Annotated in this window: 14 protein-coding genes; 7 read left to right on the top strand and 7 right to left on the bottom strand. The window is 53.4% G+C overall.

What is annotated here, in order from left to right:
* Nucleotides 1–6 precede the first annotated feature (6 nt).
* The gene (locus YERSI8AC_RS15905; protein WP_201304226.1) at nt 7–1,617 is read left to right on the top strand and encodes a hypothetical protein; all 1,611 of its coding nucleotides are present in this window, start codon (nt 7–9) and stop codon (nt 1,615–1,617) included.
* 101 nt (nt 1,618–1,718) lie between these two features.
* Complete coding sequence (locus tag YERSI8AC_RS15900; RefSeq protein ID WP_159177053.1) at nt 1,719–4,961, top strand: DEAD/DEAH box helicase; 3,243 nt, start codon at nt 1,719–1,721, stop codon at nt 4,959–4,961.
* 177 nt (nt 4,962–5,138) lie between these two features.
* Here YERSI8AC_RS15900 and recD read toward each other — a convergent pair whose 3' ends face one another.
* The 3 genes from recD to YERSI8AC_RS15885 form a co-directional block, all read right to left on the bottom strand.
* Nucleotides 5,139–7,472, bottom strand: coding sequence for an exodeoxyribonuclease V subunit alpha (gene recD, locus YERSI8AC_RS15895; protein WP_159177943.1), 2,334 nt, complete (start codon nt 7,470–7,472; stop codon nt 5,139–5,141).
* 32 nt (nt 7,473–7,504) lie between these two features.
* Nucleotides 7,505–11,287, bottom strand: coding sequence for an exodeoxyribonuclease V subunit beta (recB, locus tag YERSI8AC_RS15890; protein ID WP_159177052.1), 3,783 nt, complete (start codon nt 11,285–11,287; stop codon nt 7,505–7,507).
* A gap of 304 nt (nt 11,288–11,591) precedes the next feature.
* Nucleotides 11,592–12,491 carry a LysR family transcriptional regulator gene (locus YERSI8AC_RS15885; RefSeq protein WP_159177051.1) on the bottom strand — a complete coding sequence of 300 codons (900 nt, stop codon included), beginning with the start codon at nt 12,489–12,491 and terminating at the stop codon, nt 11,592–11,594.
* A 329-nt stretch (nt 12,492–12,820) separates the two neighbouring features.
* Here YERSI8AC_RS15885 and YERSI8AC_RS15880 point away from each other — a divergent pair, with 329 nt between their 5' ends.
* The 4 genes from YERSI8AC_RS15880 to YERSI8AC_RS15865 all read left to right on the top strand — a co-directional run bounded on the left by YERSI8AC_RS15880 (nt 12,821) and on the right by YERSI8AC_RS15865 (nt 16,635).
* The gene (locus YERSI8AC_RS15880; protein ID WP_201304287.1) at nt 12,821–13,069 is read left to right on the top strand and encodes a hypothetical protein; all 249 of its coding nucleotides are present in this window, start codon (nt 12,821–12,823) and stop codon (nt 13,067–13,069) included.
* Nucleotides 13,062–14,567, top strand: coding sequence for a sodium:solute symporter family protein (locus YERSI8AC_RS15875; RefSeq protein WP_236557313.1), 1,506 nt, complete (start codon nt 13,062–13,064; stop codon nt 14,565–14,567). The genes YERSI8AC_RS15880 and YERSI8AC_RS15875 overlap by 8 nt, the downstream gene beginning before the upstream one ends.
* Nucleotides 14,554–15,489 (top strand): carbon-nitrogen hydrolase family protein, encoded by a 936-nt coding sequence (locus YERSI8AC_RS15870; protein WP_159177049.1) that lies wholly within the window; start codon nt 14,554–14,556, stop codon nt 15,487–15,489. The genes YERSI8AC_RS15875 and YERSI8AC_RS15870 overlap by 14 nt, the downstream gene beginning before the upstream one ends.
* Nucleotides 15,490–15,576: 87 nt before the next feature.
* A complete protein-coding gene (locus YERSI8AC_RS15865; RefSeq protein WP_236557312.1) occupies nt 15,577–16,635 on the top strand; it encodes a phenylacetaldoxime dehydratase family protein in 1,059 nt (352 codons plus the stop codon).
* A 48-nt stretch (nt 16,636–16,683) separates the two neighbouring features.
* Here the strand turns inward: YERSI8AC_RS15865 and YERSI8AC_RS15860 are convergent, their stop codons facing one another.
* The gene (locus YERSI8AC_RS15860; RefSeq protein ID WP_159177047.1) at nt 16,684–16,977 is read right to left on the bottom strand and encodes a nucleotidyltransferase domain-containing protein; all 294 of its coding nucleotides are present in this window, start codon (nt 16,975–16,977) and stop codon (nt 16,684–16,686) included.
* Between the two features lie 120 nt (nt 16,978–17,097).
* Here YERSI8AC_RS15860 and pncB point away from each other — a divergent pair, with 120 nt between their 5' ends.
* Nucleotides 17,098–18,279 carry a nicotinate phosphoribosyltransferase gene (gene pncB / locus YERSI8AC_RS15855; RefSeq protein ID WP_159177046.1) on the top strand — a complete coding sequence of 394 codons (1,182 nt, stop codon included), beginning with the start codon at nt 17,098–17,100 and terminating at the stop codon, nt 18,277–18,279.
* A 54-nt stretch (nt 18,280–18,333) separates the two neighbouring features.
* Here pncB and recC read toward each other — a convergent pair whose 3' ends face one another.
* From recC to YERSI8AC_RS15840, 3 genes are all read right to left on the bottom strand, one after another.
* Complete coding sequence (recC, locus tag YERSI8AC_RS15850; protein ID WP_159177045.1) at nt 18,334–21,963, bottom strand: exodeoxyribonuclease V subunit gamma; 3,630 nt, start codon at nt 21,961–21,963, stop codon at nt 18,334–18,336.
* A gap of 146 nt (nt 21,964–22,109) precedes the next feature.
* Complete coding sequence (locus YERSI8AC_RS15845) at nt 22,110–22,424, bottom strand: addiction module antidote protein (RefSeq protein ID WP_022522689.1); 315 nt, start codon at nt 22,422–22,424, stop codon at nt 22,110–22,112.
* Nucleotides 22,425–22,428: 4 nt separating this feature from the next.
* Nucleotides 22,429–22,725 (bottom strand): type II toxin-antitoxin system RelE/ParE family toxin, encoded by a 297-nt coding sequence (locus YERSI8AC_RS15840; protein ID WP_022522690.1) that lies wholly within the window; start codon nt 22,723–22,725, stop codon nt 22,429–22,431.
* Between the last annotated feature and the right edge of the window lie 171 nt (nt 22,726–22,896).

Here is a 22,896-nt window from a genome sequence, read left to right as displayed (position 1 = left end):
AAAGAAATGAGTGAATTTCACCTTAGAACAGAAAGTATTAAACAGTCGGATATTTTGAATCTGTCCGTTGTAAATTCTGCAGATAGAAATATATTGGAAGCTCTGAAGTCAAATGAGCCGTGCTTGTTGGAGGGGTCTAGAGGTACTGGTAAGTCATTTTTAATGAGAGTGGCAGAGTTAGAGTTAGAGGAGGAAAGCAGTGCAAATGTAACGGTTTTTGTACCGTTTAATATGAGTTCGCTTATAACAACTGAAGATAATCTTCAGTTTTACCACTGGATGCTGGCTAAAACTCTAAAATATTTGCTAAATAAGCTGAGGAGAAAAGGGGTTGTGGTTTCTGGTTTAACTGCAAACCTTCTTAGTAATGATGAAAGCGATACTGATGACGGAGTGCAGGTAAGCTTAAAACAAATCGTCAAGATGTTTGAGGATTCTTATAAGGGGGATTCAAAGTTAGATATTTCGTCTCTTCCAGACATAGAGGATGTGAAGGAAGCGATACTGCTGATTTGCGAAGAAAATTCGATAGACAAAGTCGTGTTTTTTTTCGATGAAGCCGCCCATGTTTTTAGACCGGAACAGCAGAGACAATTTTTCAATCTATTTAAAGATCTTAGATCGCCATTTATAAGTTGTAATGCAGCTATATACCCAGGAGTGACTCATTTTGGGGATTCGTTTGAACTTATTCACGATTGTGTCTATAAAAAAATAGAACGAAATATATCTGATTCCGATTACCTACAGTATTTTAAAGATATAGTATTTAAACAATCTGATGATAAGCTGAAGTTAGATATTGATAGACAAAGGGATCTATTTAATACCTTGGCACTTTCGTCAGGCGGCAACCCTAGAATGTTGTTAAGAACTCTTCAGGAATTGTCAAAGATCAACACTTCAAATGTTAATTCAGTGATTAAGTCATTTTATAGAAATCAAATATGGTTAGAGCACACTGAACTAGGTGAGAAATATAAAGGACATCAAGGAGTAATTGATTGGGGGAGAGATTTTTTAGAGAATACAGTAGTGCCGCGGGTTGAAGCTTATAATAACTCAAGAAAAGAGAAAGGGTTAGACGAGTCAACGATTTACTTTTGGTTGCACAAAGATTCACCGGAGGCCGTTAAAGAGTCTTTAAGGTTGTTGACCTATACAGGGATTATTCGAATGGTTGACAGCGCAGTCAGGGCTACTAGAGCAGAACTAGGAACAAGGTATGAAATTAAATATGGTTGTATAATTTCACTTGAAAGTAGTCCGCATGGAGAGTCTGCTGAATTTTATAAAAATCTTTCAATTAAAAAATTCCCTGAATTTGGTAAAAACCACCCTTCATATTCGGGCAGTGATGTATTGCTAAAGGCCGATGATGAACTTCAGTACAAAGAGTCCTTGAAGTCATTGCTTGAGAAATCAATTGATGTTTTAGCTGTGCTTACATCATGGCAAAAAGAGAAACTTAAGTCTGCAGGCATTCAAACAATCGAAAATTTGCACGCTAATACTGAAGAAAGTTTAATTGAAAAAATTTATGGTGTCGGTCCGGCAAGAGCCCGCATTATGAAAAACGCAGCAAACGCTGAACTTCTGGAGTACATATCAGGATGAATGTAACAAGCGCATATTGTCGGACTGGTTTTTCGCTACGTTTCAAACCAGTCGAAAATGCAAACGTTATAAGGCACCACGAGAGTATTTGATTCTGATTGATGGTTGAAGATTATTCAGTTAATAATGAAGAGGAAATAATTTTGAATAAAAAATCAAGTCAAGAGAGTTTTAAGTTTCCTCGTCAAGGAATACTTGAATTTCAAAAGCCATTGTATTATAGATATGAGAGGTTTGATGTAGGAGTGCTTTCCCAGTTAGCCTTAGAAGCCGGGAGCTGGAGCTTCTCTATTATTCATGAAAGAGACAGTATTTATAAAGTTACTCATGAAACAGGCGTGTCTTTCTTTGCTGAACTACAAGAAGGGGCTGGTAAAAATAAAGGCACATATCAAATTAAAGGGTGTGTTAAGAATGTAAATGAACATGTTGATTCATATTTTTATGATGTAAAAATAAACGGGGTTGGTATGTCTGGATGGACTCTACGTCCAGCTCAAATTGGGGCTATTTACTCTCTTTTGTCTCATTGGTCCCTTACTAAAGATGTCGCTACCGTTGTTCTTCCAACGGGCTCAGGTAAAACCGAGACAATGCTAGTTGCAACTCTAGCAGATCAAGCAAAAAGGACTCTAGTAATCGTCCCAACAATTGATTTAAAAAATCAAATTGCTGAAAAGTTTTCGACGTGGGGAATTCTCCGAAAGTTGGGTGTAATCCCAAGTGACGCTACTAACCCATCCGTTCTTATTTTAAACAAAACAGTACTTAATATAGACAGTATATCTAAACTAGAAAGTGCTGATGTTGTTGTATCTACTCCAGGCCTCTTGGCGCGTTCAAAGTCAGGAGTTAAAAAGAAAATGGAAGGACTTTTTTCACATGTTTACTTTGATGAGGCCCATCACGTTAAGGCAGCAGAGTGGGATTCTATTAAAAATTTATTCAAAGATGCGAAAATTGTTCAATTTACAGCAACTCCATATAGGAATGATAGGAAGCCTATCGAAGGAAAGGTTGTATACAACTATCCCCTATCAAAGGCGTTAAAGGACAAGTGTTTTTCAAAAATTTCTTTAGTTGCTGTAGATGAACGTCATCCGAGAAAGAAAGATAAAGCAATAGCTGAAGCGGCTATTGGTAGATTAATGGAAGATAGGAATAAAGGGTTAAATAGACATCGGTTGATGGTTCGTGCCGTAGATAAGAATCATGCTGAAGAGCTGTATTCAAAGTATAGCGGGTGGTTTCCTGATGAAAGGATAGTGTTGGTTCATTCCTCTACAAAGGGTAGAAGAAAGATTGTTGAAGATATAAAAAATGGAAAATACGATATCGTCATTTGTGTAGATATGCTGAAAGAAGGGTTTGATTATCCTGATTTCAAAATTGCTGCCGTCCATGGAGTTCATAAATCTTTAGCAGTATTGCTTCAGTTCATTGGTCGATTCACAAGGACACAAGAAGGACTTGGTGACGCATCATTCGTTGTGAATTATGCCGAAGAAAAGATCTCTATTGAGCTAGAGAATTTATTCCAAGAAGGGTCTGGTTGGGAAGAAGTTATTAGTGAGATTGCGGACGCGAAAAAGGAGGAAGCAGAGACTTTACTCTCGTTTCTTCAAGGTTGTAAGCCTTACTCGGGGTTTGATTCCCCTGAAATAGAGTTAAATCCAAAATTGGTTTATCCCGCTTTAAGTTGTGTTTGCTTCCATAGTGATAAAGTTGATTGGAGTTTTTTCAAGAGTGCGTTCAATTTAAGAAAGTATGCACTTTCACAGCCCTTTCTTAATGCAGAGGAAAATGTTTTTTACTTCACTACACAAAAACGAGAAAAGGTGAAGTGGGCTCGAACTGATGCAATGCGTGACCAAACGTGGGATTTGATTGTTATGCATCATGATTCGTCGTCAAAAATACTTTATGTCGGGTATTCAGAAAAACGTTTAGACGTAGCTACCCTTGTTGAAAAAATCACGGGGGAAAAGGCATCACAAATTAATGGAGATTGTGTTTTTCGTTCTTTTGATTCAATTAAAAGACTAAGTATTATTCATGCTGGTATATTTAAGCCTGCTAATCACCTTCATCGATACTCACGCTTGAGTGGGGCGGATGTTACAACAGAGCTAACAAAGTGGAAAGAAGGTAAAAGATGTCAAAAGTCAGACTTTGTAGGAGTTGGTTTCCGAGATGGCTTTCCTGTTAGTGTTGGGGCCTCAGTAAAAGGAAAAGTATGGAGTCCTGCACGTGTTGGAGACCTAAAAGAATGGAAGTCATGGTGTCTCGATATAGGTCGTATGATAACGGATAATAGCATTGACGCTAACCAGATACTCGAAGATTCTGCGGAAAAAATACAAATAGAGAATTATCCAGATGATCTAATAGTACTAGCGACGGATTGGTCTGAAGAGCTTTACGAGCGCATACACAAACTCACTATCGAAAGGCCTAATTCTCAATCACTAATGCTCTCGGAATGTGCGTTGAGCCATAATTCATGTGTGGGCAATAGAGCTGAGTTCACCTTGCGTTTATTTGATGAGGTCGTTACTTTTTCTATTGTTTTGGGTGGAGAAAAAGGTCATAGTATTCATGGCTTAGATGATTGTAATATAATTATTGAAGGACTTAAAAGCTCCGCCATACCGTTAAGGCAGTTTTTCGAAGAAAATCCACCTACAATGTTTTTGCTAAACGGATGTACCATATCGGGATGTATTCACACGGACTATGGTGAAGCCTTTATTCAGCAGATACCTTCAGAAAGAATTGAAGCTCTTGGTTGGGAAAAAGTTAATTATAAAATTGAATCTCTATATAAAGGAAATAGTAAGCGAGATAATTCTATTCAAGAATATATGATGAAACGCCTTGCTGAACAGGGAGCTAAGGTAGTTTTTAATGATGATAATTCCGGTGAATCTGCTGACATCGTTGCAATTTTCGTAGATAATGAGCTAGTTCGTTTTGAAATGATCCATTGCAAGTATTCAAAAGAAAAATCAGGCTCTCGAATTTCTGATCTATATGAAGTCTGTGGTCAAGCCATCGTATCTCTACGATATAAATGGAAGCCGGAAGAGCTATTGAAGCATATGGAAAGGAGAAATGGGGCAGGCATATTAAAAGATAAGCGGTTCTATCATGGAGGTGTTGTAGATATTGAAGAAATTAGAAAAGCTTTAAGATATACCAATGTTAAATTTGAATTTGCTATAGCTCAGCCGGGAGTTGAAGCGTCGGGCATTTCTCTAGATATGAGAAATTTCTTGGGTTCTGTATATTCAACAATTGTTGAGATGACTGAAACTCAACTTAAATGCTACTTCAATAAATAGTTTGTTGTGATTGTGGAGGATATTTTGGCAGGTTCAAGTGCCGTATAATAATCGCATGTTGGCGGACTATTTTTCCACTGTGCTCCAAACCAACCGAAAATGCGGGCGTTAATTAGAGAGATTTAAAAGCACGCTTCGGCTGAAAACCGACACCACCAACGGTAAGGTCGGCTTTGATTACAATCTCTTCAACCCACTAACCCTCATAACCTCCCTAGTCACCGCATCATTCAATATCCCGCGTTTGGCTTCGATTAGCGTGAGCCAGTCGCGGGCGCGGGTGATACCGGTGTAGACTAGCTCGCGGGTGAGGATGGGGTTGGGCGTTTGCGGTAGCAGCAGGGCAGTGTGCTGAAACTCGGAGCCTTGGGATTTGTGTACCGTCATTGCGAACACGGTTTCTACCGCGTGCAGGCGGGAAGGCAACACCCAGTGAATCGGGTTGTCCGGGTCGCTGGTCGGAAAGGCGACTCTTAAGAGTGATCTTCCTGGCGCTCCTGATGAAGAGCGGGGGTCAGGCACCGACATTGTGATGCCAATATCGCCGTTCATCAGTTTCAGGCCGTAGTCGTTTTGGGTTACCAGCACTGGGCGGCCTTCGAACCAGCCTTTCTCTAACGTGTGGTCGTTGCCAAACAGCAGCTTTTCGCGGCGCAATGTTTTGGCGATGCGCAGGTTTAAACCTTCTACTCCCCAGGGGCCTTTGCGTAGCGCGCACAGTAGCTGAAAGCGGCTGTAGGCGCTCAGCACTTGTTTCGCCCAGGCATCGTAAGCTTTACCGTTCTCTTCAAACGCTAATGCCGTATCAGGCCGTTCACTTGCCAGAGTATTCAGGTAGTGCTGGTAGCCGGTGGGTGGTGCAATCTGCTCGCCTTTGAAATTGGTGCGGCCTTTGCCTGCGTTGGGAAAACGTTCCGGACTGCCGGTGATCACCAGGCGCTCCAGGGCGCTGTCTTCGTTTTGTGCGTCTGGCTTTAACACCAGGTGGTGCAGGTCGGCGTAGCCGTTATTCAGTAAGCCATGCACAGCTTGGTGTTTATCCCGTTCCCGCAATGCCTTATTTAGCGGCTGGTTAATCGCCTGGGCGAGCTGGCCGATGCCGCTTGTTTCAGTAAAGCGGTGGCTTACCCGCAGCATGGTAATGGCTTGGTCCAGCGGCTGGCCGTCCGGGTCGATTAATGCTTCTGGCAGCGGGTGGTCGGTGAGTTCGGCTAGCCATTGCGCCGTGGCGGGGGTGTAGTGGGCGGTGTCGGCGCGGCGGCATAGGTCGCCCAGCACGGCACCTGCTTCCACGGATGCCAACTGGTCTTTATCCCCCAGCAGCACCAGCTTGGCGCTGGTGGGCAGGGCGCTGAGAAGCGCCGTCATCATTTCGATATCCACCATCGAGGCTTCATCCACCACCAGCACATCCAGCGCCAGCGGGTTGGCTGCGTTATGGCGGAAGTGGCGGGTGTCAGCTCTTGCGCCTAATAAGCGGTGGAGTGTGGTGACCTCGGTTGGAATGGCGGCTTGTAGCTGCTCTGGGGCCTTATCTTCGTCGATGTGTCGAACCAAAGCTGAAGCTCCCTCCCACAAGTTGACTAAGCCACTGAAGGGGAGCTTTGCAACTTGTCCGGCGATGGATTCATTCAGCCGTGCGGCGGCTTTGCCGGTGGGGGCGGCTAGTCGAATGCGCAGCGGGTGGGCGTTGGCCTGGCTCAGTTGCAGGGTTTGCAGCAAGGCCAATAGGCGCACCACGGTGGTGGTTTTGCCGGTGCCGGGGCCGCCGGTGATGATCGCGAAAGGGCTGCGAGCAGCGAGGGCACAGGCGTTTTTTTGCCAATCCAGGGTGTCAGTTGCCGGGAATAGTGTATCCAGAGCGCTTTTGAGTATTTGGGGGTGACTATCGTCACCCTTCGCGAGCTGAAGCTCCCTCCCACAAGTTTTATCAAGTTCTGTGGTAGCTAATCGGGCGGCGATTTCCTGGTGTAGGGTTTGCTCGAACTGCCAGTAGCGGCGCAGGTAGAGACGTGTAGTGTTCTGGCCATCGCTGCGTACCAGGGGCGTATTGCCGGGGCCGTCGCTGATCAGCGTGGGGTGGTTGAGCGCGGCCTGCCATTCGGGCAGCGTTAGCGTGGTCAGCACATGGCTGGGCAGCGGCGGCGGGTCGTTCAGGTCGTCGCCTTCTGGGGGCAGCGAAAGCGCAAAATCCGGCGCTTCCAGCGTAGCGGCTATATCCAGGCACACATGGCCACGGCCAAGCTGATGGCTGGCCAGCGCCGCGCCTAGCAACAGCAGCGGCGGGGCGTTTTGGGTTTCGCGATCGAGAAAGCGCACCAGGGCCAGATCCAGATCCCGCAGCCAGCCACTGGAAACCCAGCGTTCACACAGCAGGAATAGCGCGGCGGTATCGCTTAGCGCGGGGTGCGGCTGGGTAGCACTGGCGGCTGATTCTGTCGGTGGTGTTACCGATGCGGTTGAATCAGGTGCAGCGGGCGGCGCGTCATCGGCGAACAGATCAAGGTTCATAGGCCCGTTCTTGGAGGCTAAGTCACGCTTACTCAAACTATCGACTCCTGATGGGGTGCTGCAGTTTCTGCCGCTGTGCCTGTGAAGAGCGTATCCAGCGCTTCGATCAGCGCAACCGGGGCGGGCACGGCGTGTACGCCACGGGCGGTGGTGCGGCTGCCGCGCAGAAATACCGTCATCGAGCCGCCCAGGTGTTGGTGCGGGTCGTAGTCGGGCAGGCGTGCTTTTAGCAGCCGATGCAGCGCGAGCAGGTAAAGCGCCGCTTGCAGGTCGTAGCGTTTTTCGAGCATGGCGTTGCGCAGGGCGTCAGCGGTGTAGGCGCTGTCGTCGCTGCCCAGGTAGTTGGATTTCCAGTCGAGCACGTAGAAGCGGCCTTCATGTTCAAAGGCGAGGTCGATAAAGCCCTTGAGCATGCCGTTGAGGGTGTCGGCATCCAATACGGGGCGTGATACTCCTGGCAGTAAGTGGTCACTGACCAGCTCATCCAGCTTGCGCGTTTGTACCTGATGCGCGGCAAACCAGAACTCCAGTTCCACCTGATAGCTTTCAAGTTCGCATAGCGCCGCCTGGCTGCCCTCGCTGGGCTGTGACGAGGCCTGTGACATTGGCAGGGGAAGCGGCGTGGCGAGCAGTTCTTCAAGCCAGCCCGCCAGGGTGTCGTGCCATGCCTGCCAGCCGCGCAGCTGCACGCGCCGCCGCAGCATGTCTTCCCGGGCGGCGGGGTCTTTCAGCGCATTGTTAAAGCCTAGCTGGCCCGCCCACTCCAGCAATCCATGCAGGAAGGTGCCGGGGCCAGGCCCTCGCGGAAACCGGTGCAGGTGAAACGCTTCGGTGTTGATGGCGTTGTCGTGGGGTTCATCCAGCACTTCCAGGGTGGTGGCTTCCTGGGGGGTGGTGGGTTCCGGCGCGGGCGTTGGCTGCGCCGCGCCTGGCATCGTTTCTGAGACGGCGCCTGAGGTATGCAGCGCTGAGTAACTGGCGATCCACCACTGTTCACGGGCGGGGCGCAGCGGGGTGCGAGCGTTGCCCAGTGCTTGCTGTTCCGGTGCCGGGGTGAAACGCAGCGCGGTGGGTTCCGGGGCGGTACTTAGCGCGATATCGCTGCCTTTCACTAACTCGTCTAGCGCGTGGGTAAACGCGCTGGGGGCGATGGCTTTGCCGCCGTTGATCAGGTGGCCGATGGCGCTATTCTCACTGCCTTTTAGCGGTGCCAGCCCCAGCCAAGTGGCGTGGCGGGCGCGGGTGAGTGCTACGTAGAGCTTGCGCAGGTCTTCGCCCAGGCGTTCGCGGTCGGCGGTGGCCAGCGTGGCTTCATCTGCGCTCAGGCTGAGTTGCAGCGTGCCGTCGCTATCGTGCCAGCGCAGCGGCAGGTCGGTGTCGCTGACCGGGCGATGGTTGGCGATAAACGGCAGGAACACCAGCGGGTACTCAAGCCCCTTGGATTTGTGAATGGTCACTACCTTGACCAAGTCGGCGTCGCTCTCCAGGCGCAGCTTGTGGCTGTCGCCGTGGCTATCCGGGTCGGCAATGGCTTCCGCGAGAAAGCGAATCAGCGCGTGTTCGCCATCCAGTTCCTGGCTGGCGTGCTGCAGCATTTCACCCAGGTGGAGCAGGTCGGTTAGCAAACGCTCACCCTCGGCGAACTCGCCCAGCAGCCGTGCGGCGATATCAAAATCGACCATCAAACGGCGCACCAGCGGCAGCACGCCCTGGCGCTGCCACAGGCGGTGGTAGTCGCTGAACTGCTCGACCCGCGCTTCCCAGGCCAGTTCGCTCTGGTTGAGGTGGTCGAGTTCTTCAAGGCTTAGCCCGATCACCGACGTTGCCAGGGCGGCGCGCAGCTTGGCTTCCGCTTGGCGTGAGTTGGCCTGGGGCTCGGCGCAGGCGCGCAGCCAAATGGCCAGCTGTGGGGCAATGGGGGAACTGAACACCTTGTCGTGATCGGAAAGGTAGACGCTCTTGATGCCTCGGCTGGCCAGCGCCAGTCGAATCGCCCGTGCTTCCTGCAGGCCGTTGACCAGCACCGCCATGTCCGAGGGGGCCAGCGGAGTGAGTGATTGCTCTCCGCTTCTCACACTGCTATCGCCCGTCGCACTGTTATCAGCAGCTTTCGCAAACCCCGCCTGCTGTTGGCGGCCTGCTTCCAAAAGCATGGCCATGTGCGATGCGCAGCGCTCGGCCATCTCGGTTTGGTAGGCGGTTTTGGAGAGCGGTTCGTCGCTTTCAAGCGGCCATAGGGTCATCGCGGGTAGCGGTTGGCCGTTGAGTACTAGCGTCTCCTTGGTGCCTTTGGCGTTGACGGGGTTAAACGGCAGCGGGTTGTCGCCTCCATCGGCGCGGAACAGGAAGGCGCCGGCATCGTGCTGGTCGGCGTAGCTGAAGCAGTGGTTGACCGCTGCCACCATGGCTTGGCTGGAACGGAAGTTGGTGCCCAGCGTGACGTGGCGGCCCTCAGTATGCTGGCGGGCCTGCAGGTAAGTGAAGATATCCGCGCCGCGGAAGGCGTAGATCGCCTGCTTGGGGTCGCCAATCAGCAGGATGGCGCTGTCGCGCTGGGGCGTTGCGACGTCATACACGGCGTTGAAGATGCGGTACTGGATCGGGTCGGTATCCTGGAACTCGTCGATCAGGGCCACGGGGAACTGGCGCTGGATCTGCGCGGCCAGGGCCTCTTTGTTGGGGCCTTTCAGAGCGCGATCCAGATGGGTGAGCAGGTCGTTGGGGCCCATCTCGGCGCGGCGCTCCTGTTCGCGCTCCAGCCGGGCGCGGCACCATTGTACGGCATGAATCAACAGGTCGTTGCGCGGCTCGGGCAGGGCATCTAGCGCTTTCGGTAGCCGAGCCAGCGCTTCCCATGCTTGCGGGCAGGGCGGTGCGCCTTCTTTCCAGATATCCGCCATGCCGTCGGGCGTCATGCGTTTCCAGGCGGCGTCGGTGAGCGCGGGGCGGTCGGCATCCGTTTCGCACCACTCGCGTAGTGCGCCTAGCCAGTTGGCGCGGCTTTTGGCGTTGAAGCTCTGGCCCTTGAAGGCTTTGCGTGTGGCGGCCTCTTCCAGGGCGGGCACCAGCTCGTCCAGCCAGGCGGCCCAGGGGGCTTTGAGCTTGCTGAGCTGGGCGGCGCGTTCGGCCTGGGTGGCGGCCAGGGTCTCGCTGGGCTCGGGCTTTGCGTCGCCCAGCGCTTCGCTTTCGGGCAGTAGCCGTTGCAGCGGGGTGTGCAGGTCGTCCGGTGATTTCCAGTAGCGGGTGACAATGCCGAGGGCATCGCTGTCCAGCGGGTAGTAGAAGCTGCGCCAGTAGTCGCGCACCACTTCCTGTTCCAGTTCGCGCTGATCGTTTTCCAGGTTGAGGGAGAACAGGCTGCCGCTGTCGAAAGCGTGTTCGCGCAGCATGCGGTAGCACCAGCTGTGAATCGTGGAAACCGCGGCTTCGTCCATCCATTCGGCGGCCAGCGCCAGGCGCCGCGAGCAGGCGGGCCAGGTGGCGGGGTCGTATTGGTCGCGGAGTTGGAGGAGCAGTGGGTCTGCTCCTCCTTCTACGTTCTCAGCTCGAAATACTTCTGCTGCTTCTACCAGTCGATTGCGGATGCGTTCGCGTAGCTCTTGGGTGGCAGCGTTGGTGAAGGTGACGACCAGGATTTCCGGTGGCGTGAGCGGGCGGATAAACGCGGTGTCGTCGTCAACGCTGTGACCGCCGAGTACTAGCCGCACGTAGAGCAGGGCGATGGTGAAGGTTTTACCGGTGCCAGCGCTTGCCTCTATCAGTCGGCTGCCGTGAAGCGGGAGGCTCAGGGGGTCAAGAGATGTGATAGAAGGCATGGCGGTATCCCGAGCAGTATTCACTGGTCAGCACGGCAGGGCGCTGTAGGACGAGGCTTGTCCAACGCTTATTTGAACACGAGAAGGTAGCTGGGTAGAAGTCGGGCTGTTCTGGAAGTCGTGACTATGGCTGTTTCAGGCTGCCTGTATTCAATCAATAAATACACATCATTGTTTACAGTACTTGAATAGGTTCTGGTTCTTAATTTAAAAAGTGCATTTTAACCAGTGTGCTTGAGTAGGGATATAAAGCTGGCGTGGCTTAGCTATTGAGACCGCCGTCTTTTATATATTTTATTTGTCGTTATAAAGGCAGCGTAATGGGGCGTTTCCGTAAGCTGTTGATGATCGCCTCGGCTGCTTTAGTCAATATACGTCCCCTGCGAACACAGAGGATCGTCGTCGCAGAGGGGAGCTCGTTTTCTGCGATATCGACAATGGCCATGGTTTGGTGCTTCTCTTCATGGCTCACCGCGTAGTCGGGTAATATGGTGAGGTTACCGGTCTGCATAACGTGCACCTTGATCAACTCGATGTGGTCGAGTTCGAAGCCAATCTTGGCGGTGAGGCCCAGCCTTAACAGGGAGGTATCAAGCGCTCGCCGAGTATGGAACGTTGGGTCGAGCATTGTCAGCCCGTAGGGGGTTAAGTCTTTCAGGTTCAACGTACTATGCTTGGCCAATGGGTGTTGGTGAGGCATGGCCGCCTTGAATTGGGTCGTGAATTTTTCAACGATACTGATACCAGGATAGAAGTCATCTTGCATGGTAATTCCGAAATCCACCTGATCATTTTCAAGGGCTTGGTAGACGGCCTCTGCCCCTGAAATACGTCCTTTGAATTCGACGAGTGGATGGGCTTTTTGAAACTCTGCAATGGCAGGGAACAGCCAGGCCCTGGCAACGCCTTCGATAGTGGCATACCTCACCGTGCCTGCCGTCAATCCGTGTATATCGGCTATCTTGGCTCTTGCCAGCTCCATTTCACGCATGGTGCGCTGCATGTGGAGCGCCAGAACCCTGCCTTCTTCCGTAAGCAGCATCCCATCCGCGCAGCGATCGAAAAGCGTTGTCTGGAAGCTGTGCTCAAGGTTCTGGATTTGGCGACTAATGGCCGAAGCGCTGACATGAAGGGAGAGCGACGCCTGGCGTATCGACCCCGTTTCCGCGACGGTCAAAAAGTACTTGAACATTGAAATTTGCATTCTGGTTCCCTATTTTTTTAATTAAAACAATAATATAGGTAGGTGTTCACTTTTCGGCAACGAGTCGTGCTAACAATAGCGTTTTTCTCATACCCTGACGCTCCCTATGCTCTACCTTACTGCAATGCAGTACTTGGGTATCTCTTGATAGCGACAATCGTGAGCTCAGTAAGCTATGTGAAGGCTTGTATAAATATGTGTCTGTAAACAGGTCTGTAAATATAGCTTAAGGAAATTCGAGACGCTTGCTCAACACGGTTTGTTATAAAACTAACAAGTAAAGCTAAAAAGAGATGTTGGCTTTGGCTCTACGCTTAAAGGTGACTTAAATGTTGACAGGAATGAATCGGAAGTTGTTCTGGTTAGTGCTTATATTGGCACTTATCGGAAGCTGGCTTCCCTACTTTAATATTCTCAATGAACTGGTGTGGGTAGGCCCACTATCTCTTCCTCTGGCCTGGGTATTGACCTGTAATATAGTGCTGACACTTTGTGCCATTGCACTTTATCCACTCTACTTCAAGCCACTCTCTGCACGTATTGATGCATTTGAGCATCAGGAGGGCGGGCATGAATAGCACCGCTGTCACTATCATCATACTGATCGCGTTCATCGCTATCTTTGTCGTGATATCGCTGCGTGCCCGGCAGCATAATGCGTCGACCATTGACGATTACGTCGTGGGTGGGCGCTCCATGAATACCGCGCTGCTGCTGATGTCCATGGGGGCGACTTACTTTTCTACCTGGACGCTGCTGGGTTCATTCGGTGTCTATTATCGGGAGGGGATCTGGTTCGCGGGCTTTACCACCTGGGCGATCATTCAGGGCAGTGTGTTTATTTGGCTGTTTGGCACGCGCATTTGGTATATCGGTAAACGCTTTAACTTCATCACTCCTGGGCAAATGGTAGAGCACTACTACTCGAGCCCCACGCTTCGTTTGCTGTTTTCCATCGTCGGTATCATCGCCTTGGTGCCGGTGATGCTGATTCAGGTAACGGGCAGTGCCCGTGCACTGGAAAGCCTGACCGGCGGTGCTATCCCCTATGCCGTTGGGGTTATCGTGACCTCGGTGGTGGTCGGCTTTATCGTGCTTTGGGCGGGCTTCAGGGGCACCGCATGGGCGGATGCCTTTATGGGGACATTCTTTGCCACGGTGCTGGTGTTCACGGCGGTCTTCATCATCGGTAAAGCGGGCGGCTGGTCGTTCCTGCAGAACGTGGCCGAAGTCGAGCCACAGCTATTGACGAATAAAGGCAATCCGGTGGCCATGCTGGAGTTATGGGTTGGGCTGAGCTTTGGAGCCTGGGCATTACCTCATATGTGGCAGAAGTTCTACTCGGCGCATTCAGCGAAAGTGCTGGGCAAGGTGGCCATGTTCACCCCTTTCTGGAACTCCTGGATGATGGCCTGCATTCCGCTGGTGATAGGCCTTTCAGCCAATATTCCTGGGCTGGTGCCAGGGGCGGCGGACAATAGCGATGCGATTCTGCCCCTGATCTTTGCTGAATATGCCCCCATTCTCGGCTCCTTTGTGGTCGCCGGTATCCTTGCTGCTGCCATTTCTACCATCAACAGCCAGTTGCTCTCTTCGGCAAGCCTGGTGGCTGAGGATGTATGGCGTCGGTTCTTTGATAAAGAGATGAGTGAAAAGCGCTTGCGTTTGGTCAATAAGGTAGTCATTGGGCTGATCACCAGCATTGTACTGGTGCTTGCCCTTAGCCCTTCCGGGGCTGGCTACTTGGTGCCCGTTGCCTCCCTGGGCTTCAGCCTTGGCTTGCAACTGGTACCCACCGCACTGGGGATGCTCTATTTCCGCTGGATTACTCCCGCTGGTGCGTTAACCGGGATGGTGGCGGGTGTCATCACACTGTTCGTAAGCGCTGCTACCGATTTCACGCTGTTCTTTGGCCCGGGTATCAGCGCGATCATCGTCAATGGCCTGTTGGTGGCCCTTGTTAGCCGTTTTACCCAGGCTGCGCCAGTGAACGGCGACAATGACTACCATGCGCTGTTCGCTCAGCTCTATGGCAAGCAACCTACGCAAAAGGTAACTGCTCATGCAATCAGCTAAAAAAGTCGCCGTTGTTCAGGCGGGATCCCACCCCTTTGACCCTATGTTGACCGCTGAAAAGGGGGCAAGGTTAATCAGTGAAGCTGCCTCCAAAAAGGCAACGGTGGTGGTTTTTCCAGAAGCTTTTTTGGGGGGCTACCCTAAGGGGGCAAGCTTCGGTAGTCCGGTAGGCAAACGGACTGAGGAGGGACGTGATGAGTTTCTTCGTTACTACCGAAGCGCCATTGACCTTGGTGGGCCGGAGCTGACCCTGATTACTGATGCAGCTCAGGCACATAACATCTTCGTGGTCATGGGGGTGATTGAGCGTACGGCCTATACCCTCTACTGCACGGTACTGTATATAGATCCTGAGCAGGGCTTGGTGGGCAAACATCGCAAACTGATGCCTACCGGCGGCGAGCGTGTTATTTGGGGGTTCGGCGATGGCTCGACGCTGCCGGTTTTCAAGACCGGTGTAGGTACGGTGGGCGCGGTGATTTGCTGGGAAAACTATATGCCCATGATGCGCTCGGCCATGTATGGCAAGGGGGTCGATGTTTACTGTGCGCCCACCGCTGATGACCGTGATACATGGCTGGCCAGCATGCAGCATATCGCTCTTGAAGGACGTTGCTACGTGTTAAGCGCCTGCCAGTATCTGACACGGGGCGATTTTCCCGATGATTATGACTGCCTGCTGGCACCGGCGAGCGAGCCGGAAACGATACTGATGCGAGGCGCGAGCATAATCGTAAGCCCCATGGGGGAAGTTCTCGCCGGCCCTCTGTTTAACGAGGAGGGCATTCTCTATGCCGAGGTCTCCCAGGACGTCATCGTACGCAGCAAGCTTGATTTCGACCCGGTTGGCCACTATGCCCGCCCGGATGTATTCAGCCTGCATGTGGATACAGAAGTGAAGTCGCCGGTAAGAAGTGACTGATCACGTTTAAGCTTGCTGTGAAATCAACTCATCAGATGGCTGTTTCATGCTCCACTGGATCAGCCATCGTTGAGATGGAGTATTGCCATGACTTTTCATATCGACTACCCCCGAGTGGTACCCGAGCGGCGGCCTCCCGGTCACGAACCGGCGGCCCCGCGCTATACATTGCGCTGGACACGACCGGTCAATCGACTCTGCTGTGTCTATTTTGGTATTCAGGGGCGCGAGCTTACCTGGGATGACCAAGCGGCGTTTTTCAGCCGTATCAGGGACTCTTTTGTTATCGACTCCGCGCCGGAAGCTCACGAAACGCTGCGCTTTACCGATGAAGCGGGCTACACCAACGCGGTGCTGGTCGCTTACTGGACCGATCCTTCGGTCTATATGGAGTGGTTGCAGGATGCTGCGTTTATCCAGTGGCTCGCACAGCCACAGCGCACTGACGATACGCTCGGCTATTGGCGGGAGACCATCCATGTCCATTATGACCGTCATGAAACGATCTACTCAGAAGGTAACTATCGAATAGGGTTGGGGCGTTGTCCTGACACCAAGGTGGTTCCCATGACTACCAACGGCTATTTTGGCGCTGCCCGTGACCGCTTTCCGGTCTCTGCGGTGGATCCACTGTCGAGCACCTTTAAAGTTAAGATGCCTGCACCGGGTAGCAAAACGACACTCGGGCGACGTTTGTTTGCTCAAGTGCCTCATAACCTGACCTCGATTCGATCCGGTCAGTATTGGGGGGAGGCGAAGCAGGAGCAGTTTGACGACTACGAGGAGTCATTACGCCCCAAATTGATGGAAGGTATGCAGTACTTGCTCGACAATAAGGAGGAAACGGGCACGCTCTGCTTGAGGGTCATGTCAAACCTTGATGATAACGGTGACGAGCGCTACGAAACCTCGGTACATGCTTACTTTGCTTCTTTGGAGGAGATGGAAAGCTGGGCCAGTTCACATCCTACTCATAAAACCATTTATGACCATGCCATTGCTAAAAACAGGCAATATGGGAAAAAACGCGAAGTGGTGACCTGGCATGAAGTCTTCCTGCTAACCGAAGGCGTGCCATTTGAGTACATCAACTGCCACCCTGAAACTGGCATATTGCCATTTTGCACGCTTTATGAGCGTTGTTAATATATTGTTAGTCGCTAAGAGTATCCTGACTCATGCCGCTTCCCCACTTTAACCAATCGGGCGCGCTTCGGCTAAGACTCTCGCTTGGGTGGGGTTTGGCTCATCAGTCGATACATAGGTGACAATTTCCACCGGCAGTTTGAGGTATTCTTCGAGTATTTGTTTGAGTTCAGCACAAGGCTGTGGCGGTATCGCTGTCTGGGAGATCAACAGTAGATCAACGCCGCCGCCTCGCTTTGAATCATCTAGCCTTGAACCAAACACATGAGTTTCCACCGAATCACCAATAAACTCGCTCACGCCAGAAAGAATGATTGCGCGATGTGTTTGGGTAATACGCATGAAGTCAGCTCCTTAACTGTATGACAGCCCCGCCACCTGATAATCTTATCGCCGAGCCACTTTAGGTGCATTTTAGTTTACGCTACCGGCGGCTTCGGTTCACTCTAACGATGGGATCTCATGCTGACATCGCTGCTGGATAATGACTTCTATAAGATCACGATGCAGAACGCCGTGATCAAACGCTTTCCTTATGCCCATGCGCGCTACGCCTTTATCAATCGTGGCGAGCATGCTTTTCCTGACGGCTTCGGCGCCGAACTTCGCCACGAAGTCGATAAGATGGCATCGCTACGGTTGAGCGATGAGGAGAAGCGCTATCTCGAAATAACGTGCCCTTATCTCGACCCTACGTATCTCGATTTCCTCGCCGGGTTTCATTACAACCCTAGCGAGGTGATTGTAGAGCAGCAGGGGAGCGACCTTTCGGTGATCATTGAAGGGCCCTGGTATCGCACCATTCTCTGGGAAGTGCCGCTGATGGCGTTAATCAGCGAGCTGTGGTATCGGTTGCGTGGCGTGACGATCACGCCTGACGCTGATGCGATGATTGAGCAGCACGCCCAGGAGAAAATCGAACTTTACCGCCGTTTAGGGCTGAAAATTGCTGAGTTCGGTACCCGTCGGCGCTTCTCTTCTGACGTTCACGACCGGGTGGTCGGTGCGCTTAGCCATCACGGTGGTGAGGCCTTCAGCGGCACCAGCAATGTGCTGATGGCCATGCGCCACGGCGTTAAGCCGATAGGCACCCACGCCCACGAGTGGTTTATGTTCCACGGTGCCCGCTTCGGTTTCAAAATGGCCAATAGCCTGGCGCTGGAGCATTGGGTAGATGTGTATCGCGGTGATCTGGGGATCGCCTTAACGGATACCTTTACCTCTAAGGCGTTTTACGACAGCTTCGATAAGAAGTTCGCCAAGCTGTTCGATGGCGTTCGCCACGACAGCGGCGACCCTATCGAGTTTGCCTCCCAGACCATCGACCACTACGAGCGCTTGGGCATCAACCCGCTAAGTAAGACGATTATCTTCTCCGACGCGCTAACACCGGAGAAGGTCGAGCGGATACATGCCTTCTGCAAAGGTCGCATCGGCATGGCGTTTGGTATCGGCACCAACTTCACTAACGATGTTGGTGTTGAGCCGATGAATATGGTGATCAAGATGGTTGAGGCGCGCCCGGAAGGGCAGGGCTGGCTGCCGGTGATCAAACTTTCCGACGTGGCGGAAAAGAACACCGGCGACCCGGAGATGATCTCGCTGGCGAAGCGGATTTTGTCGCTGAATGGGAATAGTATTTAGCCTGAGGCTCGTTGCTCTCGCTGATCGTTTAGGCCCCAGCCCGGCAACGTTTCGTCATCCCTTGACCGAGCGGTGCAGCGGCGCATAGAGCGCTTCGGCCAGCGTGGCGAAGTTGTGACCCAGAGCATCCTCGTTGAATAGCTTTTCAAAGCTCGGCCATTGGTGGGAGAGGTAGGCGCTTTGGGCAACTTCGCCGGCTTGAAAGCGGCCGCCTTCGTAGGCGGTTTCGGCGGCGGCGTAGGCGTCGCTCTCCTTTGCGCTATCGGCTTCCAATTCCGGCGTGCCTTGTTTGGCCAGCCAGGCGAAAGCGGCTTGCGGAGCCAGCGGTAGCGGGGCCTGCATGCCATCACACCAGGCGCTTAGCAGGTTTTGTAGCTGGTAGCGGGCATTCTCGGCTTCTAACGGTTCCAGGCGCACATGGCCTGCTTTTGAGAGTAGCTGGGTGGTCATCGGGCGCTCAATATTGCCCGCCAAGTGGGCGACCCAGGGGCGCAGCAGGTGTTGCCAGCGATACTGAGCTCGACCACGCCCCTGGCTGACCAGGCTGCTGCTGAGCAGTAATAGGCGGCAGCGGTTGCCCGCCTCATCCTGGCGCAGTTCTCCCAGCCAGTCCTCCAGCGCTACCTTTCCTTCAGTTCTTTTAACGACATGCACTGCCTGGGGCGCCGCCACTACTTGAGGCCATTCTTGCAATGCTTCTTCGTAGGCGCCAAACAGGGCGTCCATTGGTTCTGCCAGCGCTTCGCGCATCCTCTCGCCAAAGGCACCCACGGCTAGCACGCCCTGGCCTTTAAAGCGTTCCAGTGCTGCGTGCAGTACTTCCACTCGCGGCAGGCCGTTATCCACCGCGTGGCGCTGGGCGGCGATTAGCTGATCCTGCAACTGCCAGTTCTGTAGCCCGTCTAGGGTGAAGGGTTCAACGTCCAGCTGGGTAAGCTCCTCCTGCTCGAAGTAGACCCCCAGGCGAGTGTTGAAAAACGCCTTGGCGGGTTCGCGTAGAAAGCTGCCTAGCTGGTTCAGGGTTAACGTGCCTTGTTGTTCGCTGTCTGGTTTAAGCGTCGCTGGTCTCTCGCCTGATTGGCTTTCGCTTCGCGGTGCGTGCAGGGCGTGCCACTCGTGAGCGTATGTGAACAGCCGTGCTTGAGCGGGGGAGTCGCTGGCCTGGGCAGAGAAGTAGCGGCGGCTGAACGGTTGCAGCGGGTGCTCGGTGGTTAACGCTTCCAGCAGCGGCTCGCCGTTTTGCGTGTGCCAGCCCGCCTCCAGGTGGTCGCGCAACTGACCGACCAGCACCGAGGGCGGCATGGGGTTGTTGTCGATCTGGCTGCGCCCCACCCAGCTAATATAAAGCTGCTGGCGGGCAGAGAGCAGCGCTTCCAGAAACAGGTAGCGGTCGTCTTCCCGCCGCGAGCGGTCGCCGGGGCGGTAGTCGCTGCCCATCAAGTCAAAGTCCAGCGGCGGCTGGGAACGGGGGTACTCGCCGTCGTTCATGCCCAATAAACACACCCGCTTAAACGGAATGGCGCGCATCGGCATGAGGGTGGCGAAGTTGACCGCGCCCGCCAGGAAGCGCTGGGAAAGACTATGTTCGTCTATTTGCCCCAGCCAGTGTTCACGCACCATGGAGAGCGGCAGCGGGTCAAAAAGCTCGGCTTCTTCGGTGCTGTCCAACAACTGCTGTAGCGCGGTCTCAAGCTTGGTGAGCATGACGCTCTCTTGAGCGTCGTCGGTCAAGAAGTAGGTTTCCAGCAGTTCACGCAGCCGGGCCACCCAGCTGGCGGCGTCGGTGGGCTGGCAGAAGGTTTCCCAGGTGCTTTCCAGTTTTTCCAGCAGATTTGCCAGCGGGCCTGCCAAAGAGGCTTCCAGCCCGCCAATATCATCGAATGGTTCGATGCCTTGCCACGCCTCTGCACTTCCCACCGTATACCCCAGTAGCAACCGGCGCAGGCCAAAGGCCCAGGTGTTCTGAGTTAGCCCTTCGGGTAGATCCAGCCGGGTGCGCTGCTCGGCATTGAGCCCCCAGCGGATGCCTGCACCCTCGATCCAGCGGCTGAGGGTCGGCAGGTCGTGCTCGTCGATGCCAAAGCGTGTGCGCAGCGCGGGGACTTCCAGTAGATCCAGCAGGTCGCTCACTGAAAGGCGAAGTTCTGGCAGGCGCAGTAGTTTTTCCAGCGCAATCATCAGCGGCAAGCGGTGGCGGCTGGCCTGATCCGAAAGGGTGTAAGGGATGTAGCGCGGGTCGTCGGGTCTCGCGTTCGCATTATAGCCACCGAAGGTGGAGCGGTACTGGCCGAACACCGCTTCTATGTGCGGCGCGTAGCGGTCGATATCCGGCACCATGACGATGATATCCCGCGGTCGCAAATCCGGGTCGGCGCTGAAGGCCGCCAGCAGCTGGTCGTGAAGGATCTCCACTTCCCGCTGGGGGCCGTGGGCGATATGGAACACGATGGAGTCGTCGCTGGCGGGGGCGAGCGCGGGCCAGTGGGTTTGGGTTTCCGCCACTGGGCGCAGCTCACGGATATCGTCTTGTAGCTGGCTGAGCAGGCAGTTGCGCTCTTCGCCGCTGAACGGCTCGAACATGTCGATGCGCAGCGCCTGCTGCTCGAATAGCGTTTGGTAGTTGCCCGCGTCGTCGTGTTCGTCGAGTAGGCGCAGGTAGTCGCGCCCCTGTTTACCCCAGGCGGCCAGCAGCGGTTGGGCGTGCAGGTGCAGGGCGTCGTCGGCATCGCCGGTGCCCAGCACATCCAGGGCGTCGGGCATGCCTGCCTTGCGTCGCTGGCGGTAGCGGCTGGCGCGGAGCAGGTCTTTGTGCTCGATGATATCCGCCCAGTAGTACTGGCAGGGGTTGTGGACGCAGAGCACGATTTGGCAGCAGCGCGACAGCGCCGCCAGGGCTTCTAACGTCTGTTGCGGCAGCGATGAGATGCCGAAAATAATCAATCGCCGGGGCAGGCCGGGTGGGCACGCTTGGCCTTCAAGCTGAACGGCGGCTTCCAGAAAGCGGCTGTGCACCTGGGCGCGGCTGCTGTTAAGGCCTGCCTCGCCTAGGTTGTTAGCCACATCGTCGCGCAGTGCGTGCCACAGCTCTGGCTGCCATAATTGGTGCGCTTCCAGCGGGCGGGCCTCGCCACGGGCAGTGATCAGCACATCGTTGCCCTTTGCCCAGGCGTCCAGCCAGTCGGCACGGTAGACCTGATACTGGTCGAACAGATCCGCCAGCCGCTCGGCCAGTTGGTAGTGCTTGCGCTGGTCGCGATCCACTTCTAAAAAGCGTGCCAGCGGCGCAAAAGCTTCCTGCTCGGCAAGGCTAGGCAGCAGGCGCAATAAGCGCCATATCAACCGCGATTTATCAAACGGCGAGGTTTCAGGCACCGCGTGGTCGTCATTGGTTAGCTGCGTCAGCACCGTTCGGTAGGCCTGCCATAGAAAGCGCGCGGGCAGGGTGACGTTCAAAGCCGCGGCTATGCCCGCACCGCCTTGGGTCGGGTCTTCTGCTAGCGCTAGCTTTAGCCACTGCCCAATGCCGTTGCTCTGCACCAGAATGGTCTCGTTCTCCAGCGGCGAGAGCGGGTGTCGGCGCATCCACTCCACCGCCAAACCGCGCAAATCTTCCAGGCGATTGGCATGTACCACCATAAAGCCCGGCGTTAACGGCGTTTGCGAGAGCAGAGAGTTTGCAGACATGCACGATGTTCCTTAGTTAATCATTCCTTTACGGCAGGGGCGGGATGACTAGGATATGTTGACGTTTGGGAATGAGGCACCGGCAAGATCAGCCGAACTCACTGGTCAGAGGTGTTGCTAAAAGCAAGGAATGGGCGATAAGCGCTCTAGCTGCCCGCTTCTGGCCGCGATAGCGGTTTAATAGATAGGCGCAACCCCAAGGAGTTGGCTACTTTGCTAATGGTCGCAAAAGCCGGGTTTCCTTCCCCTGATAGGGCTTTGTAAAGCCCTTCCCGGCTCATTCCAACGTCTTTGGCGAGTTGGCTCATGTTGCGAGCACGGGCGATATCACCAAGTGCGGCGGCAAGAAGAGCAGGATCATTTTCTTCCATTACTGCATCAAGATAGGCCGCAATATCCTCCTCAGTTTGAAGGTAATCAGCAGTATCGTAGTGACTGAAAGTGACATTAGGAACGGTCATGGTGTTACTCCTTCCATTGCGCGGCAATGGCTTTGGCTAGTTCGATATCGTGGGATTGGGTGGCTTTATCACCACCGCACAGCAGAACCACGATTACTGGCCCTTTGGTAATATAATAGACGCGGTAGCCTGGCCCATAAGGAATTCGCAGTTCAGAAACGCCTTTACCGACCGGCTTCACATCTCCAGGGTTGCCCAGACTCAAACGTCGGATGCGGGCTTCAACCTTGGCGCGGGCACGGATATCGCGAAGCTCGCGTAGCCATCTATCGAAGACATCGGTTTTAATCAACTCGATCATGGTGATAACTATAGTTGACAGCTCTGCGAGTGTCAACTTTGGTTGACGCCTAATTAAAAGCAAAGAAACGATGGGGGGAACGCTATGGTGTCAGGAGTTAATCATCTTGCGGGATGCGATATATATCGCCAAGCTATGCGGATACCGTGAACAACGCTAAGAGAGATTTCT

The organism is Halomonas sp. 113, assembly GCF_904067645.1.
GTDB classification, from domain to species: domain Bacteria; phylum Pseudomonadota; class Gammaproteobacteria; order Pseudomonadales; family Halomonadaceae; genus Vreelandella; species Vreelandella titanicae.
Note: the sequence above shows the minus strand (reverse complement) of the source record. Positions and strands in the feature narration are given on the sequence as shown.

Coding starts and splice junctions, on each gene's coding strand:
- YERSI8AC_RS15880 (WP_201304287.1), top strand. CDS start 12,821: ATGTTGACAGGAATGAATCGGAAGTTGTTCTGGTTAGTGCTTATATTG.
- YERSI8AC_RS15875 (WP_236557313.1), top strand. CDS start 13,062: ATGAATAGCACCGCTGTCACTATCATCATACTGATCGCGTTCATCGCT.
- pncB (WP_159177046.1), top strand. CDS start 17,098: ATGCTGACATCGCTGCTGGATAATGACTTCTATAAGATCACGATGCAG.
- YERSI8AC_RS15840 (WP_022522690.1), bottom strand. CDS start 22,725: ATGATCGAGTTGATTAAAACCGATGTCTTCGATAGATGGCTACGCGAG.
- YERSI8AC_RS15905 (WP_201304226.1), top strand. CDS start 7: ATGAGTGAATTTCACCTTAGAACAGAAAGTATTAAACAGTCGGATATT.
- YERSI8AC_RS15885 (WP_159177051.1), bottom strand. CDS start 12,491: ATGCAAATTTCAATGTTCAAGTACTTTTTGACCGTCGCGGAAACGGGG.
- recB (WP_159177052.1), bottom strand. CDS start 11,287: ATGCCTTCTATCACATCTCTTGACCCCCTGAGCCTCCCGCTTCACGGC.
- YERSI8AC_RS15870 (WP_159177049.1), top strand. CDS start 14,554: ATGCAATCAGCTAAAAAAGTCGCCGTTGTTCAGGCGGGATCCCACCCC.
- YERSI8AC_RS15900 (WP_159177053.1), top strand. CDS start 1,719: ATGGTTGAAGATTATTCAGTTAATAATGAAGAGGAAATAATTTTGAAT.
- YERSI8AC_RS15845 (WP_022522689.1), bottom strand. CDS start 22,424: ATGACCGTTCCTAATGTCACTTTCAGTCACTACGATACTGCTGATTAC.
- recD (WP_159177943.1), bottom strand. CDS start 7,472: ATGAACCTTGATCTGTTCGCCGATGACGCGCCGCCCGCTGCACCTGAT.
- YERSI8AC_RS15865 (WP_236557312.1), top strand. CDS start 15,577: ATGACTTTTCATATCGACTACCCCCGAGTGGTACCCGAGCGGCGGCCT.
- YERSI8AC_RS15860 (WP_159177047.1), bottom strand. CDS start 16,977: ATGCGTATTACCCAAACACATCGCGCAATCATTCTTTCTGGCGTGAGC.
- recC (WP_159177045.1), bottom strand. CDS start 21,963: ATGTCTGCAAACTCTCTGCTCTCGCAAACGCCGTTAACGCCGGGCTTT.